Below are 13676 nucleotides of genomic sequence, written 5' to 3'. Positions count from 1 at the left end.
CAGTACTTTTGGGCTGCGGATTTTTTGCGTCACCGCATTGTCATGTTTTTGTAATAAAGGACCGCTAGGGTGAGCGCATGAATGATCTGGCCAATTCCACCATGACTCAAAATTCCCCTCCCGAGCGAATTGACTTCAATGCGCCCGAGCTCAAGCGAAAACGCCGTATACGCGCGTTTAAAGACCGTCTGACCCAGTGGTATGTACTGGTCGGTGGCCTGGCAGTGCTGGCCGCTATTACGCTGATTTTCTTCTATCTTGCTTACGTGGTCGCGCCCTTGTTCCAAGGTGCGAAACTGACCACCGAGAAGGCGCTCAATCCGGCCTGGATGCAGGATGCGGGCAAGCCACTGATGATTGCCATCGAAGAGCAGAACAAGGTTGGCCTGCGAGTATCCGACAAGGGTGAAGCGCTGTTCTTCCGCATCGACGACGGGACCGAGCTCAAGCATGTCGCCTTGCCGATTCCGACGGGCACGACTGTGACGGCTATCGGTAAAGATCAGCCAGGCAGCCCGTTGATGGTGCTGGGTCTGTCCAACGGTCAGGCACTGGTGTTCAAACACAACTACCTGATCACCTACCCGGGCAACGTCAAGACCATCAGTCCGACCATCACGTATCCATTTGGCGAAGCGGCGCTGAGCCTGGACGAACAAGGCCGGCCCTTGGAGCACGTCAGCCTCAACGCCAGCGACAAAGTCCTGATGGTAGCGGGTTCCACCGGCTCGCAATTGCATGTGCTCTCCTTGTCCCAGGAAGAAAACATGATGACCGGGGAGACCACCAGCGAGTTGACCCGCATCGAACTGCCGCACATGACCGAAGTGGTCAAGGCAATCTTTATCGATCCGCGCCAGCAGTGGCTGTACGTGATCAACGGTCGCGCTCAGGCCGACGTCTTCAGCTTGCGTGATCGCAGCCTCAACGGCCGCTACAAACTGCTGGAAGACGGTAACGCTGAAGTCTCCGCCAGTACGCAATTGGTCGGCGGTGTGTCGCTGATTATCGGCAGCACCACGGGCGGTCTGGCTCAGTGGTTCATGGCCCGCGATACCGACGGCGAGTTGCGCCTGGAGCACATCCGTGACTTCCAGATGGGCACCACGCCGATCGTACAAATCACCGGCGAAGAGCGCCGTAAAGGCTTCGTCGCCCTCGACGCTTCCGGCAAGCTCGGGGTGTTCCATAGCACCGCGCATCGCACGCTGTTGGTCGATCAGGTGGCTCAGGGCCCAGGTGTCATGGGACTGTCGCCACGTGCTGACGAGGTCATCGTCGAAGAGGGCGGCAAGTTGCTGCCAATGAGCCTGCGCAACCCGCACCCGGAAGTTTCGTGGAGCGCGCTGTGGAGCAAGGTCTGGTACGAAAACTACGACGGACCGAAGTACGTCTGGCAGTCCACTGCGTCGAGCACTGACTTCGAGCCCAAGCTGAGCCTCGCGCCATTGACCTACGGCACCTTGAAAGCGGCGTTCTACGCGATGCTGCTGGCGGCGCCCCTGGCGATTGCCGCTGCGATCTACACCGCTTACTTCATGGCCCCGGGCATGCGCCGCAAGGTCAAGCCGGTGATCGAACTGATGGAAGCGATGCCGACAGTGATTCTCGGCTTTTTCGCTGGCCTGTTTCTGGCGCCGTATCTGGAAGGGCATTTGCCGGGGATCTTCAGCCTGTTGCTGCTGACACCGATTGGTATTCTGTTGGCGGGCTTTATCTGGAGCCGCTTGCCTGAGTCATTCCGGCTGCGAGTGCCGGATGGTTGGGAAGCCGCGATCCTGATACCTGTGGTGTTGCTGGTGGGCTGGTTGTCGTTGGGCATGAGCCCGTATATGGAAACCTGGTTCTTCGGCGGCGACATGCGCATGTGGATCACCAACGACCTGGGCATTACCTATGATCAGCGCAACGCACTGGTGGTCGGGCTGGCCATGGGTTTCGCAGTGATTCCGAACATCTACTCCATCGCTGAAGACGCCGTATTCAGCGTGCCGCGCGGTCTGACTCTGGGCTCGCTGGCCCTGGGTGCGACGCCATGGCAGACCATGACGCGGGTGGTGATCCTCACCGCCAGCCCTGGCATTTTCTCGGCCTTGATGATCGGCATGGGCCGCGCTGTCGGCGAGACCATGATCGTGCTGATGGCCACCGGTAATACACCGATCATGGACATGAACCTGTTCGAAGGCATGCGTACTCTGGCGGCGAACGTCGCGGTTGAGATGCCAGAGTCCGAAGTCGGCGGCAGCCATTATCGAGTGCTGTTCCTGGCAGCGCTGGTGCTGCTGATGTTCACCTTCGTGATGAACACCTTAGCGGAGCTGATTCGTCAGCGTCTGCGCAAGAAATATTCGTCTCTCTAAGGAAGGTAGAAGTCTGTGAAACAGAACTCCCTCAAGAGTTGGTTCAAGAGCGGTGCCCCTGGCGTCTGGATGAGCGCGGGCGCTGTGTCCATCGCGGTGATCATGACTCTGGGCTTGCTGACAGTGATCGCCGTCCGTGGCTTGGGTCACTTCTGGCCGGCTGATGTGGTGCGCGCGCAGTACAACGTGCCCAATCAGACTAACCATGTATTGATCGGTGAAGTGGTACAGGCCGAGGAAGTACCTCGCGTTCGCCTCAAGGGTGCGGGCTTGCCGGTACCCGATGTGGGTCCGGAGTTCATGACTCGCGAGCTGTTCAAGGTCGGTAACCGTGATACCAACCCAAGCGATTTCACCTGGGTTGTCGGCGAATGGCTGACGGAGCAGAGCAAACCTGCCGAGCTGATGACCCTGGAGCGACGTGAGTGGGGTAATTACTACGGCTACCTGGTCAACCTCAAGGAAGACGGCAAAGTCATCGCCGAAGGTGAAGCAGCCTGGCCGATTCTTCAAGAGCGAATCAAGCGCGTCGAAACCCTGGCCAGTGAGCTTGGCAGGCTCGAGAAAAAAGACATTGGTGCCATCAACCATGGCATCGAGCGTCTGCGTCTGCACAAACGCAAACTGGAACTCGACGGCAAGCTCGATGCTGCCGCTCAAGCGGACATGGACAGCGAGCGCGCCGAACTGGACGCTCGTTACCAGGCGATTGAGGGGCGACTGGGCTCGTTGCATGAGGCATTCAATCGCGACAGCCTGACAGCCCGCGATGCCAACGGCACCGAAGTGGTGATCAGCGTTGGCAAAGTGGTTCACGCTTACCAACCGAATGCCATGGGCACTTTTACCAAGCTTGGTTTCTACTTCAAGAAATTGTGGGAGTTCCTCAGCGAAGACCCGCGTGAAGCCAACACCGAAGGCGGGATCTTCCCGGCGATTTTCGGCACTGTGATGATGACCTTGATCATGGCCATGATCGTCACTCCGTTCGGCGTTCTGGCTGCGGTGTACCTGCGAGAGTACGCACGGCAAGGCCCGGTCACCCGGTTGATCCGTATCGCGGTGAATAACCTGGCCGGGGTGCCGGCGATTGTGTACGGGGTATTCGGTCTGGGTTTCTTTGTTTACGTGCTCGGCGGTTCGGTGGATCGGCTGTTCTTCCCTGAAGCCTTGCCAGCGCCGACCTTCGGCACGCCAGGCTTGCTCTGGGCGTCTCTGACCCTCGCACTGCTGGCCGTTCCCGTGGTGATCGTTGCCACCGAAGAAGGCTTGGCGCGTATTCCGCGTACCGTTCGCGAGGGCTCGCTGGCACTCGGCGCAACCAAGGCTGAAACCCTATGGAAGATCGTGCTGCCCATGGCCAGCCCGGCGATGATGACCGGGATGATTCTGGCGGTCGCCCGTGCTGCCGGTGAAGTGGCGCCGTTGATGCTGGTGGGTGTAGTGAAACTGGCGCCGTCGCTGCCGGTGGACGGCAACTACCCGTACCTGCACCTTGACCAGAAGATCATGCACTTGGGCTTCCATATTTATGACGTCGGCTTCCAGAGCCCGAACGTCGAAGCCGCGCGGCCGCTGGTGTACGCCACGGCGCTGCTGCTGGTACTGGTGATCGCCTTGCTCAACCTGTCTGCGGTGGCCATTCGTAACCACCTGCGCGAGAAGTACAAAGCGCTGGATAGCTGATTTGAAGAGCGCCGCCCACTCATGCGAGGAGGGCGGTTCGATGAAACGAATTGTTAGCGTATGGAGTAACCCTATGCAGCACGAAACCCATACCCATGGCATCAACATGTCCGCCCTGGGACGCGATAAGCAAGGCCTGAATCTGGCGAATGAAACCGTTGCGCTCGAAGTGCCGGGTCTGAGCCTGTTCTACGGCGACAAGCAGGCGTTGTTCGACGTCAGCATGAACATCCCGAAACAACGCGTGACCGCCTTTATCGGCCCGTCCGGCTGCGGCAAGTCAACCTTGTTGCGCACGTTCAACCGGATGAACGACCTGGTTGATGGCTGCCGTGTGGAAGGCGCCATCAACCTGTACGGCCACGACATCTATCGCAAGGGCGAAGACGTGGCTGAACTGCGTCGCCGCGTCGGCATGGTGTTCCAGAAGCCCAACCCGTTCCCGAAAACCATCTATGAAAACGTGGTGTACGGGCTACGTATTCAGGGCATCAACAAAAAACGTGTGCTCGATGAAGCGGTCGAGTGGGCGCTCAAGGGTGCGGCACTGTGGGAGGAGGTCAAAGACCGCCTGCACGAGTCGGCACTGGGACTGTCCGGTGGTCAGCAGCAACGTTTGGTGATCGCACGTACCATCGCTGTGGAGCCGGAAGTCCTGCTGCTTGATGAGCCGTGCTCGGCACTTGATCCGATCTCGACGCTGAAAGTCGAAGAGCTGATCTACGAGCTGAAAGCCAAGTACACCATTGTCATCGTGACCCACAACATGCAACAGGCGGCGCGGGTCTCCGACTACACCGCCTTTATGTACATGGGCAAACTGGTCGAGTTCGGTGATACCGACACGCTGTTCACCAACCCGGCGAAAAAACAGACAGAAGACTACATCACCGGTCGTTACGGCTAGGGCCTGGCTCGTTGGCCCTGAAGTACTGCTGCGGTCTCGTAGTTAACTGGACGTTCCAAGGACAATAAGCATGATCGATAAAGACAGCCTTACTCATCACATCTCCCAGCAGTTCAACGCCGAACTGGAGGAAGTGCGCAGCCATCTGCTGGCAATGGGTGGCTTGGTCGAGAAACAGGTCAACGATGCGGTGACCTCGTTGATCGAAGCCGACTCGGGCCTGGCCCAGCAGGTTCGTGACATCGACGACCAGATCAACCAGATGGAACGCAACATTGATGAAGAATGTCTGCGTATTCTTGCGCGTCGTCAGCCAGCGGCCTCCGACCTACGTTTGATCATCAGCATTTCCAAGTCTGTGATCGATCTGGAGCGCATCGGTGATGAGTCCACCAAAATTGCCAAGCGCGCCATTCAGCTGTGTGAAGAAGGCGAATCGCCGCGTGGTTACGTTGAAGTGCGGCATATCGGCGATCAGGTGCGCAACATGGTCCGTGATGCACTTGATGCGTTCGCTCGCTTCGATGCCGATCTGGCGCTGTCCGTGGCCCAGTACGACAAGACCATCGACCGCGAATACAAAACCGCGCTGCGCGAGCTGGTCACGTACATGATGGAAGACCCGCGTTCTATCTCGCGGGTGTTGAGCGTGATTTGGGTGCTGCGTTCGCTGGAACGTATCGGCGACCATGCCCGTAATATTTCGGAGCTGGTCATCTATCTGGTGCGCGGTACCGACGTCCGCCATATGGGCCTCAAGCGCATGAGGGAAGAAGTGCAGGGCGTCATTGACGATAGCGCTAATGTTCTGGTCAAACCTGACGATAAATAAGACTGCCTGCAAAAAAACGCCCGGCTCATTGTCGGGCGTTTTCGTTACGGGCTTTGAGTTCAAGCCGCCCGCGAACGAAAAGTCCTGGCGTCGTTAATCGGTTTAGCAATTGGCCATCAACCAGCGCTATGCTTGTCGGGATTTTAAAGGAAAGATCAATGAGTAAAGTCAGTGTACTGGTGGTGGATGACGCGCCATTTATTCGCGATCTGGTGAAAAAAGGTTTACGTAACTACTTTCCCGGCATTCACATCGAAGACGCCGTCAACGGTCGCAAGGCTCAGGTCTTGCTGGAGCGTCAGGCGTTCGATCTGGTGTTATGCGACTGGGAAATGCCGGAGATGTCCGGTCTGGAACTGCTGACCTGGTGCCGTGGGCAGGACAACCTCAAGGCCTTGCCGTTCATCATGGTCACCAGCCGTGGTGACAAGGAAAACGTGGTCCAGGCGATCCAGGCCGGTGTCACCGACTTTATTGGCAAGCCGTTCACCAATGAGCAGCTGCTGACCAAGGTCAAGAAGGCGCTGGCCAGAGTCGGCAAGCTCGACACCCTGTTGGCCAGCGCGCCAACCAAGATGAACTCGGCGTTCGGTAACGATTCCCTCAGCGCCCTGACCGGTGGCAAGGCGGAAGTGGTCAGGCCGGCCGCTGCGCCAGCTACCGGGCCGAAAGCGGCGCCGTTGATCAACTCGTCTGCCCGGGCCTTTGCGCCTGCTGCTGCGCCAGCCCTTGGCGGCCGCGGTCAAGGCCAATTGCGGTTGCCCAGTGGTAACCAGCAATGCGTGATCAAGGCGCTGAGCCTCAAGGAAGCGCTGCTGGTGGTGCGTCGCGGTGACGTCCTGCCACAGGTGCTCGACAGCGCCGTACTCGACCTTGAACAAGGCGAGAACGCCGAAGTCGCCCGTCTCAACGGCTACCTACACGCCATCGTCGCCTACGAACCCAAACCCGACAGCGATTGGCTGCAACTGACCTTCCGCTTTGTCGACCAGGACGCACAGAAACTCGACTACGTCTCCCGCCTGATCGCCCGCGGCACGGCGCAAAAGCACTTCGTACCGGGGGGTTGATCCCTGAGCGTCAGCACCTTCGCAGGCTTGCCTGCGAAGGTGCTGACGCGGTTTGTCTGATTTCCCTGCCTCTTTGCTACTGATTGATACCGCCACCCCCAAATGGCGGCAAATCGCTGCTACGCTCTCCCTGCCTCCCACTACCCAGATATCAATCACGATGCTCGAGCGCTGCTTACTCCTGTGTGCTCTGTTGCTGACCGCGCAATCGTCGGTGGCGGTGACCATCTATAAATTCACCGATGCCAATGGCGTGGTCTCGTTTACCGACAGGCCAACGGCGGGTGCTACGGTGGTGGTGCCTCGCGAGCGGATCGTCGAGCACCTTGAAAAACAGGTGCATCTGAACATCAAAAAGGACAAGGGCGTGCACAGCCTGTTTGTGCGCAACGATTCGTATGCGCCTGTCGAGGTGGAGTTGCAGGTCACGGCGCTGAAGAATGTGCTGGGCACCACGGGGCAGCCGATCCACCGTGTCATTCCCGCCCGCAGCGCTGTGCGTCTGGCCGTGCTCAGTCCCCGGCAGGCGGGCAAGGCGCTGAGTTACACGCCCAAGCTGCGCTACTCGCTGGGCGACCCTGGGCGTCAGCCTCAGGGTTACAGTTACCCGCTGCCTTGGCAGGGCGGGCCTTTTCGCTTGAGCCAGGGTCCCAATGGCGCCTTCAGCCACTTTGGTATTAAAAGCCGTTACGCGATGGACATTGCCATGCCCGAAGGCACGCCAATCATTGCCGCTCGGGCGGGGACGGTGGTTAAAACCGAGAATGGTCAATCGGGCCACGGTGCGGACCCTTCAGGTAATTTTGTCCGGATACTGCACGACGACGGCACCATGGGTGTCTATTTACACCTGATGCGTGGCTCGGTGAGCGTCAAGGAAGGTCAGCGCGTCGTTGTCGGCAGCGCGCTGGCGCGTTCCGGCAATACCGGTAACAGCAGCGGGCCCCATCTGCATTTCGTGGTGCAGCGTAACGGTGGGCTGGGGCTGGAGTCGATTCCCTATCGGTTCGCGGAGCGCGTCGACAGCCTGCCGAATTTTGCGGTAGGCGGGAACTGAGGCGGTCCGGAACACCCCTATCACGAATGAACTCGTTCCCACACAGACCGCACAGTAGATTGCGTCATCACGTGGGAACGAATGGGCCTTTCCAGGTCAATCGAGCTTGAGCACCTTGGCCAGGACGATTTTCGGCCCTTTCATCTTCTTGATGATGATGCGCAGGCCTTCGACTTCCAGCACTTCCTCTTCTTCGGGCACCCGCTTCAGGGTCTCGTAGATCAATCCGGCGAGTGTCTCCGCGTCGATGTGGTCCAGATCGATACCCAGCAGGCGCTCGATCTTGAACAGCGGCGTATCGCCCCGCACCAGCAGCTTGCCGGGTTGGTAGGCAAGAATGCCGCGTTCGGCCTTGCGGTGTTCGTCTTGGATATCGCCGACCAATACTTCCAGCACGTCTTCCATGGTCAGGTAACCGATGACTTTGCCGTCGGCCTCCTCAACCAGTGCGAAGTGCGCGCCACCCTTGCGGAACTGCTCCAGCAGGCGTGACAGGGGCATGTGTTTGGATACGCGCTCCAATGGCCGGGTCAGCTCGGAGAGGTTGAACGACGCGGGGATATGGTCCAGCGCGGCCAGTTCCAGCAACAAGTCCTTGATGTGCAGCAGGCCGACGAATTCGCCACGCTCTGCATCGTAGACCGGGTAGCGGCTGAATTTGTGACGGCGGAACAGGGCCAGGATTTCCTTGAGCGGTGCATTGCAGTCGAGGGTCACCAGGTCTTCGCGGGAATTGGCCCAATCGACCACCTCCAGTTCGCCCATTTCGACGGCGGAGGCCAGCACGCGCATGCCTTGATCGCTCGGGTCCTGGCCTCGGCTCGAATGCAGAATCAGCTTCAGTTCTTCACGGCTGTATTGATGATCGTGATGCGGGCCGGGTTCGCCTTGGCCAGCGATGCGCAGGATGCCGTTGGCGCTGGCGTTGAGCAGGTAAATCGCCGGGTACATGGTCCAATAGAACATATACAGCGGCACGGCCGTCCATAACGACAACAGCTCGGGTTTGCGGATCGCCCAGGATTTGGGGGCCAGCTCGCCGACGACGATGTGCAGGTAAGAGATGATGAAAAACGCACTGAAGAACGATATGCCCTTGATCAATTCCGGCGACTGTACGCCGACCATGTCCAGCAGCGGTGCCAACAAGTGGGCAAACGCAGGCTCACCGACCCAGCCAAGGCCGAGGGAGGCGAGGGTGATACCCAACTGGCAAGCTGAAAGATAGGCGTCCAGCTGACTGTGGACCGTGCGCAGGATATGACCGCGCCAGCCGTTTTTAACGGCGATGGATTCGACCTTGGTCGAGCGCAGCTTGACCATGGCGAACTCGGCGGCAACGAAAAAGCCGTTGAGCAGAACCAGGACCATTGCAAAAAGAATCATGCCGAAATCGGCAAAAAGTGAGGCTAGGTTATAACTAGGGGAAGGGTCCATGGTGGAGTTTTAAAGGTTCCGTATTATCGAGGGGGTTGCCGCAGCCAAAGTGGCGAGCATAAGAGCGCAATGTAGCGGCTACCGGCCAGCTTGCCTAGGGTTTGCTCAGAGCTTGATCTCTTGGGCAGGGGCAAAATGGCAGGTAAAACTGCTGCCTTTGCCCAGCACGCTGCTGATATCCAGTGTGCCTCGATGGCGTAACAGCACGTGCTTGACGATGGCCAGGCCAAGCCCTGTGCCACCGGTATTGGACGCTCGGCTGGAGTCGACGCGGTAGAACCGTTCGGTCAGGCGCGGCAGATGCTTGGCCTCGATGCCGGGGCCTGAATCCTGTACGCGCAAGTGTGCGCCTTGCTCGTCGCCCCACCAGCGGATGTGGATTGCGCCTTCGGCCGGGGTGTATTTCACCGCATTGAACACCAGATTGGAAAACGCACTGCGCAGTTCGGGCTCGCTGCCCTTGAGTCCGAGTGTGCTGTCGATTTCCAGAGTGATGCGCTGGTTGCGCTGCCCGGACAACGCCTGGGCGTCATTTTTGATGGTCTGCAACAGCGTTGGTACGAGGACCGGTTGGTTGCCCGATGGATAGTCGGTGGCTTCTAGTTTGGCCAGCAACAGCAAGTCATTGAGTAGGGTTTGCATACGCGCGCCCTGCTGTTGCATCTGCTGCAGAGCACGAGTCCAGCGCGGGTTTATCTCTTCAACGTTATCGAGCAAGGTTTCCAGATAGCCACAGATCACCGTCAGTGGCGTGCGTAGCTCATGAGAGACGTTGGCGACGAAGTCTTTGCGCATCTGCTCAAGCTGATGAAGGCGGGTCACATCGCGGACCAGCATCAGGTGTTCGTTATTGCCATAGCGGGTGATGAGCAGCTGCACGCGCACGCGATCATTGATCGGCGAGGGGATCTCCAGCGGCTCAAGGTAATTGTTCTGCTCGAAGTATTCTTTGAAGCGTGGATGACGCACCAGGTTGGTGACAGGCTGACCGCTGTCTTGCGGGGTTTTCAGGCCGAGCAAGGTTTCCGCCGCGCGGTTCCACCATTCCAGGTTGCCGTCGCTGTCGAGCATGATCACTGCGTCTTTGAGGGCCGCAGTGGACTCCTGAACGCGGTCGATCACCGCTTGCAATCGGCCACGAACGCGTTGGTCACGGCGTTGCAGCTGATAAATGCTGTCGAACACGTCGCCCCACAAGCCATAACCGTCAGGCGGCGGCTCGTCGGGTTTATGCTGGCGTAGCCACTGGTGCAGGCGCAGTAATTGTTTGAGTGTCCATGTCAGGTAAACCGCCAGCCCAATCGCCAGGCTCCAGCCGTAATAACCGCTGACCAAACCGATCACCAAGCAGGCGGTCACCAATAGCAGCATGTGACGGATCAGGGTGCCATGCCAGTTTTGGTTCAATTCAAACGCATCCTTGTCGAGTGGGCGGTCAATCAGGCCTGTCAGCAGCCGACGCGCTAAGACGCGCGGGATCAGCTCTTGGTGGAAAAACGGTAGCCCGTGCCGCGAACAGTTTGAACCAGATTCTCGTAGGCGTCGCCGAGGGCTTTTCGCAGACGCCGGATATGTACGTCTACGGTGCGCTCTTCGACATACACATTGCCGCCCCACACCTGATCGAGCAATTGGCCACGGGTGTAGGCGCGTTCCTGGTGGGTCATGAAAAATTGCAGCAAACGGTATTCGGTCGGGCCCATTTCTGCGGGCTTGCCGTCGATGGTGACGCGGTGACTGATCGGATCGAGTAACAGGCCGCCCACTTCAATTGGTGCTTCGACATCGCTCGGCCCGGCGCGGCGTAACACCGCCTTGAGGCGTGCGACAAGTTCGCGGGGTGAGAACGGCTTGGTGATGTAGTCGTCGGCACCGACTTCCAGGCCCTGGATCTTGTTGTCCTCTTCACCTTTGGCGGTGAGCATGATGATCGGGATGTCGCCGGTCAGCTCATCTCGCTTGAGTCTGCGGGCCAATTCGATGCCCGAGGTGCCAGGCAGCATCCAGTCGAGCAAAATCAGGTCCGGTTTGCGGTCAACGATGATGGCATGGGCTTGCTGGGAGTTTTCGGCTTCCATGCAATCGTAGCCGGCCATTTCCAACGCAACGGCGATCATTTCGCGAATAGGCGCTTCGTCGTCAACTATCAGAATGCTCCTGCCAGCCATGCTCTGTCCTCTTGTCATTTAACTGTCTTGAGTCGCATTAGATAACGGAATTATTGCAGTCGTGTGACAGCTTGGGAGTGGCCAGTATGCCTGCGTATTTTGAGTCTAAGCTTAGAGTTCGCTCTTAAAACAAAAGAGGATGTATCTAAAATGGCTAAAATCTCGAAAACCTTGCTTGGCTTGCTTACCGCGGCGGTACTGGCTTCGTCCGGGATGGCGTTCGCTGCCGACCCTGCCATGGTCAAGAACGGAATGATGGTCGATCAGAAGGGAATGACGCTGTATACCTTCGACAAGGACGCTAACGGTAAATCAATGTGCAATGGCTCGTGCGCTGAAAACTGGCCACCCCTGATGGCGCCTGCCGACGGCAAAGCGGCTGGCGAGTGGACAACGATCAAGCGCGATGATGGCACGATGCAATGGGCCTATGACGGCAAACCGCTCTACACCTTCAAAATGGACAAAAAGGCGGGAGACATGATGGGCGACGGCAAAATGGACATGTGGCACGCCGCCAAGCATTAAGCGCCTGGCAGTTGCGTTAGCCGTCTGCTTGAACGCTGACGGTTAACGCAGTGCATAGTCGGCGACGATGCCGACAAAAATGGCCAACCCCGCCCAATGATTATGCAGAAACGCTTTGAAACAGCGTTGCGGCTCACGATTGCGTGTGTACCAGAACTCCCAGACAAAGCACCCAGCGGCCACCAGCAGACCTGCGTGGAAGCACGTGCCCAGCTCAAAGCGTGACCCGGCCAGCAGCAGACAGCCCAGCGCCAGGCCCTGCAAACTGAGAATGATCACGCGGTCGGCATCGCCGAACAGCACCGCTGTGGATTTGACCCCGATTCTCAGGTCGTCTTCGCGGTCGGTCATCGCGTAGTAGGTGTCGTAGCCCACAGTCCACAGCAGATTAGCGATGTACAGCAACCAGGCCGCTGCCGGCAGGTCGCCGGTCTCGGCGGTGAACGCCATCGGCATGCCCCACGAAAACGCTGCGCCCAGCACCACCTGCGGGTAGTAGGTGTAGCGTTTCATGAAGGGGTAGCACGCCGCCAGTGCCAAGCCGCCGAACGACAGCCAGACGGTCTGCGAGTTGGTGAGCAACACCAGGAGAAAACTCAAGCCCACCAGTACCGCGAACAACACCAGCGCTTCACGCGAGCGGACCTTGCCGCTGACCAGCGGGCGCTGCTCGGTGCGTTTTACGTGGCCGTCGACTTTACGGTCGGCGAAGTCATTGATCACGCAACCGGCGGCACGCATCAGAATCACGCCGATCACGAAAATCAGCAGATTGCTCAAAGACGGCACGCCCTTGGCCGCGATCCACAGCGCCCACAGGGTCGGCCACAGCAGCAGGTAAATGCCGATGGGCTTGTCGATGCGGGTCAGCTGGATAAAGTCCCATGCCCGGGGATTTAGGCGGTTCAGCGATTTAAGCAGGCTCAGGTACATCAATGATGCTCCGTAACAACGGGCCCGGCGACTTCAATCGCGTGCCACAGATTCGGCAGAAAGACCTCAGCCACCAACAAGCTCAAGGCGCCACGGCTGAAACATGAGCGTCGCCCCCACAAGCCTTCGACAGCATCATCAGCGGGCAGCCACGCGCCGGGGTAGTGGCACACCTCGAGGGCGCCGCGCTCGAACGCCGCGTCGCAAAACAGCAACTCGCCCAGTGACCGCGTGCCCAGCTCATCCATGTTCAATCCGCCTTCCAGCAGGGCGCTTTGTGCCGCGACGCTACGGGCAAAGACCCACTTTTGGGCATTGCCGCGCAAATACACCTCGCGCACCCAGCCAAGGCTTTGAGCGGGCAAGTCCAGTGCTGCACATTCGTCCGCACGCAGGGTTTGCCAGCCCTCGAACAGGGGGGTCACGCTGAAACTATTGGCAGAAAGGCGAGTTAGGCGGCGGGTCAGCGAGTCCTGATTGAATAGCCAATCGAGGGTCACAGAATCGGGTAACTCCATCAGCTGATTTTGCTGGAGCCAGTCAGGGGCAACAAGAAGAAGGCGTTGGTGGGACACGGTGGGTAATTATTGGCAACAGTCGAAGTGGCGAGCTTAGCATGTTTGATTGCTGGGCCTGACCCCTGAGGACCGCCCTGTTGCGTCGATCGCGCTTGCATCTGAGCGCACCGATCAGTA

General features: G+C 58.6%; 12 protein-coding genes. 7 read left to right on the top strand and 5 right to left on the bottom strand.

The window, feature by feature from the left end; translation table 11 throughout:
• The first annotated feature begins 77 nt into the window (after positions 1-77).
• The 6 genes from RHM55_RS14380 (at position 78) to RHM55_RS14355 (ending at position 7915) form a co-directional block, all read left to right on the top strand.
• Positions 78-2363, top strand: a complete 2286-nt coding sequence (locus RHM55_RS14380; protein ID WP_322177024.1) for an ABC transporter permease subunit — start codon at positions 78-80, stop codon at positions 2361-2363.
• A 69-nt stretch (positions 2364-2432) separates the two neighbouring features.
• Positions 2433-4049 carry a phosphate ABC transporter permease PstA gene (gene pstA, locus RHM55_RS14375; RefSeq protein ID WP_322182951.1) on the top strand — a complete coding sequence of 539 codons (1617 nt, stop codon included), beginning with the start codon at positions 2433-2435 and terminating at the stop codon, positions 4047-4049.
• Between the two features lie 73 nt (positions 4050-4122).
• A complete protein-coding gene (pstB, locus tag RHM55_RS14370) occupies positions 4123-4956 on the top strand; it encodes a phosphate ABC transporter ATP-binding protein PstB (protein ID WP_219063106.1) in 834 nt (277 codons plus the stop codon).
• 70 nt (positions 4957-5026) lie between these two features.
• Positions 5027-5788 carry a phosphate signaling complex protein PhoU gene (gene phoU / locus RHM55_RS14365; RefSeq protein WP_322177023.1) on the top strand — a complete coding sequence of 254 codons (762 nt, stop codon included), beginning with the start codon at positions 5027-5029 and terminating at the stop codon, positions 5786-5788.
• 158 nt (positions 5789-5946) lie between these two features.
• Entirely contained in the window at positions 5947-6858 is a 912-nt protein-coding gene (locus RHM55_RS14360) for a response regulator (protein ID WP_322177022.1), read from the top strand.
• 160 nt (positions 6859-7018) lie between these two features.
• On the top strand, positions 7019-7915 hold the full coding sequence (locus tag RHM55_RS14355) for a peptidoglycan DD-metalloendopeptidase family protein (protein WP_322182949.1): 897 nt from the start codon (positions 7019-7021) through the stop codon (positions 7913-7915).
• A 96-nt stretch (positions 7916-8011) separates the two neighbouring features.
• On the opposite strand, the gene RHM55_RS14350 is transcribed toward RHM55_RS14355, so the two are convergent.
• The 3 genes from RHM55_RS14350 to phoB form a co-directional block, all read right to left on the bottom strand.
• Entirely contained in the window at positions 8012-9352 is a 1341-nt protein-coding gene (locus RHM55_RS14350) for a hemolysin family protein (RefSeq protein ID WP_322177021.1), read from the bottom strand.
• Between the two features lie 105 nt (positions 9353-9457).
• On the bottom strand, positions 9458-10723 hold the full coding sequence (gene phoR / locus RHM55_RS14345; RefSeq protein WP_322182947.1) for a phosphate regulon sensor histidine kinase PhoR: 1266 nt from the start codon (positions 10721-10723) through the stop codon (positions 9458-9460).
• Between the two features lie 107 nt (positions 10724-10830).
• Complete coding sequence (gene phoB / locus RHM55_RS14340) at positions 10831-11520, bottom strand: phosphate regulon transcriptional regulator PhoB (protein ID WP_219063077.1); 690 nt, start codon at positions 11518-11520, stop codon at positions 10831-10833.
• Positions 11521-11670: 150 nt separating this feature from the next.
• Here phoB and RHM55_RS14335 point away from each other — a divergent pair, with 150 nt between their 5' ends.
• Positions 11671-12048: a hypothetical protein gene (locus RHM55_RS14335; protein ID WP_322177020.1), complete on the top strand. Its 378-nt coding sequence runs from the start codon at positions 11671-11673 to the stop codon at positions 12046-12048.
• A gap of 42 nt (positions 12049-12090) precedes the next feature.
• On the opposite strand, the gene ubiA is transcribed toward RHM55_RS14335, so the two are convergent.
• Positions 12091-12981, bottom strand: coding sequence for a 4-hydroxybenzoate octaprenyltransferase (ubiA, locus tag RHM55_RS14330; RefSeq protein WP_322177019.1), 891 nt, complete (start codon positions 12979-12981; stop codon positions 12091-12093).
• Positions 12981-13499: a chorismate lyase gene (locus RHM55_RS14325; protein ID WP_322177018.1), complete on the bottom strand. Its 519-nt coding sequence runs from the start codon at positions 13497-13499 to the stop codon at positions 12981-12983. Before RHM55_RS14325 ends, ubiA begins: the two co-directional genes overlap by 1 nt.
• Positions 13500-13676 lie beyond the last annotated feature (177 nt).

The sequence above is a fragment of the Pseudomonas sp. MH9.2 genome (assembly GCF_034353875.1).
Taxonomy (GTDB): domain Bacteria; phylum Pseudomonadota; class Gammaproteobacteria; order Pseudomonadales; family Pseudomonadaceae; genus Aquipseudomonas.
Note: the sequence above shows the minus strand (reverse complement) of the source record. Positions and strands in the feature narration are given on the sequence as shown.

Coding starts and splice junctions, on each gene's coding strand:
- RHM55_RS14335 (WP_322177020.1), top strand. CDS start 11,671: ATGGCTAAAATCTCGAAAACCTTGCTTGGCTTGCTTACCGCGGCGGTA.
- RHM55_RS14325 (WP_322177018.1), bottom strand. CDS start 13,499: ATGGAGTTACCCGATTCTGTGACCCTCGATTGGCTATTCAATCAGGAC.
- RHM55_RS14350 (WP_322177021.1), bottom strand. CDS start 9,352: ATGGACCCTTCCCCTAGTTATAACCTAGCCTCACTTTTTGCCGATTTC.
- phoR (WP_322182947.1), bottom strand. CDS start 10,723: ATGCTGCTATTGGTGACCGCCTGCTTGGTGATCGGTTTGGTCAGCGGT.
- phoB (WP_219063077.1), bottom strand. CDS start 11,520: ATGGCTGGCAGGAGCATTCTGATAGTTGACGACGAAGCGCCTATTCGC.
- RHM55_RS14360 (WP_322177022.1), top strand. CDS start 5,947: ATGAGTAAAGTCAGTGTACTGGTGGTGGATGACGCGCCATTTATTCGC.
- pstB (WP_219063106.1), top strand. CDS start 4,123: ATGCAGCACGAAACCCATACCCATGGCATCAACATGTCCGCCCTGGGA.
- ubiA (WP_322177019.1), bottom strand. CDS start 12,981: ATGTACCTGAGCCTGCTTAAATCGCTGAACCGCCTAAATCCCCGGGCA.
- pstA (WP_322182951.1), top strand. CDS start 2,433: ATGAGCGCGGGCGCTGTGTCCATCGCGGTGATCATGACTCTGGGCTTG.
- RHM55_RS14355 (WP_322182949.1), top strand. CDS start 7,019: ATGCTCGAGCGCTGCTTACTCCTGTGTGCTCTGTTGCTGACCGCGCAA.
- phoU (WP_322177023.1), top strand. CDS start 5,027: ATGATCGATAAAGACAGCCTTACTCATCACATCTCCCAGCAGTTCAAC.
- RHM55_RS14380 (WP_322177024.1), top strand. CDS start 78: ATGAATGATCTGGCCAATTCCACCATGACTCAAAATTCCCCTCCCGAG.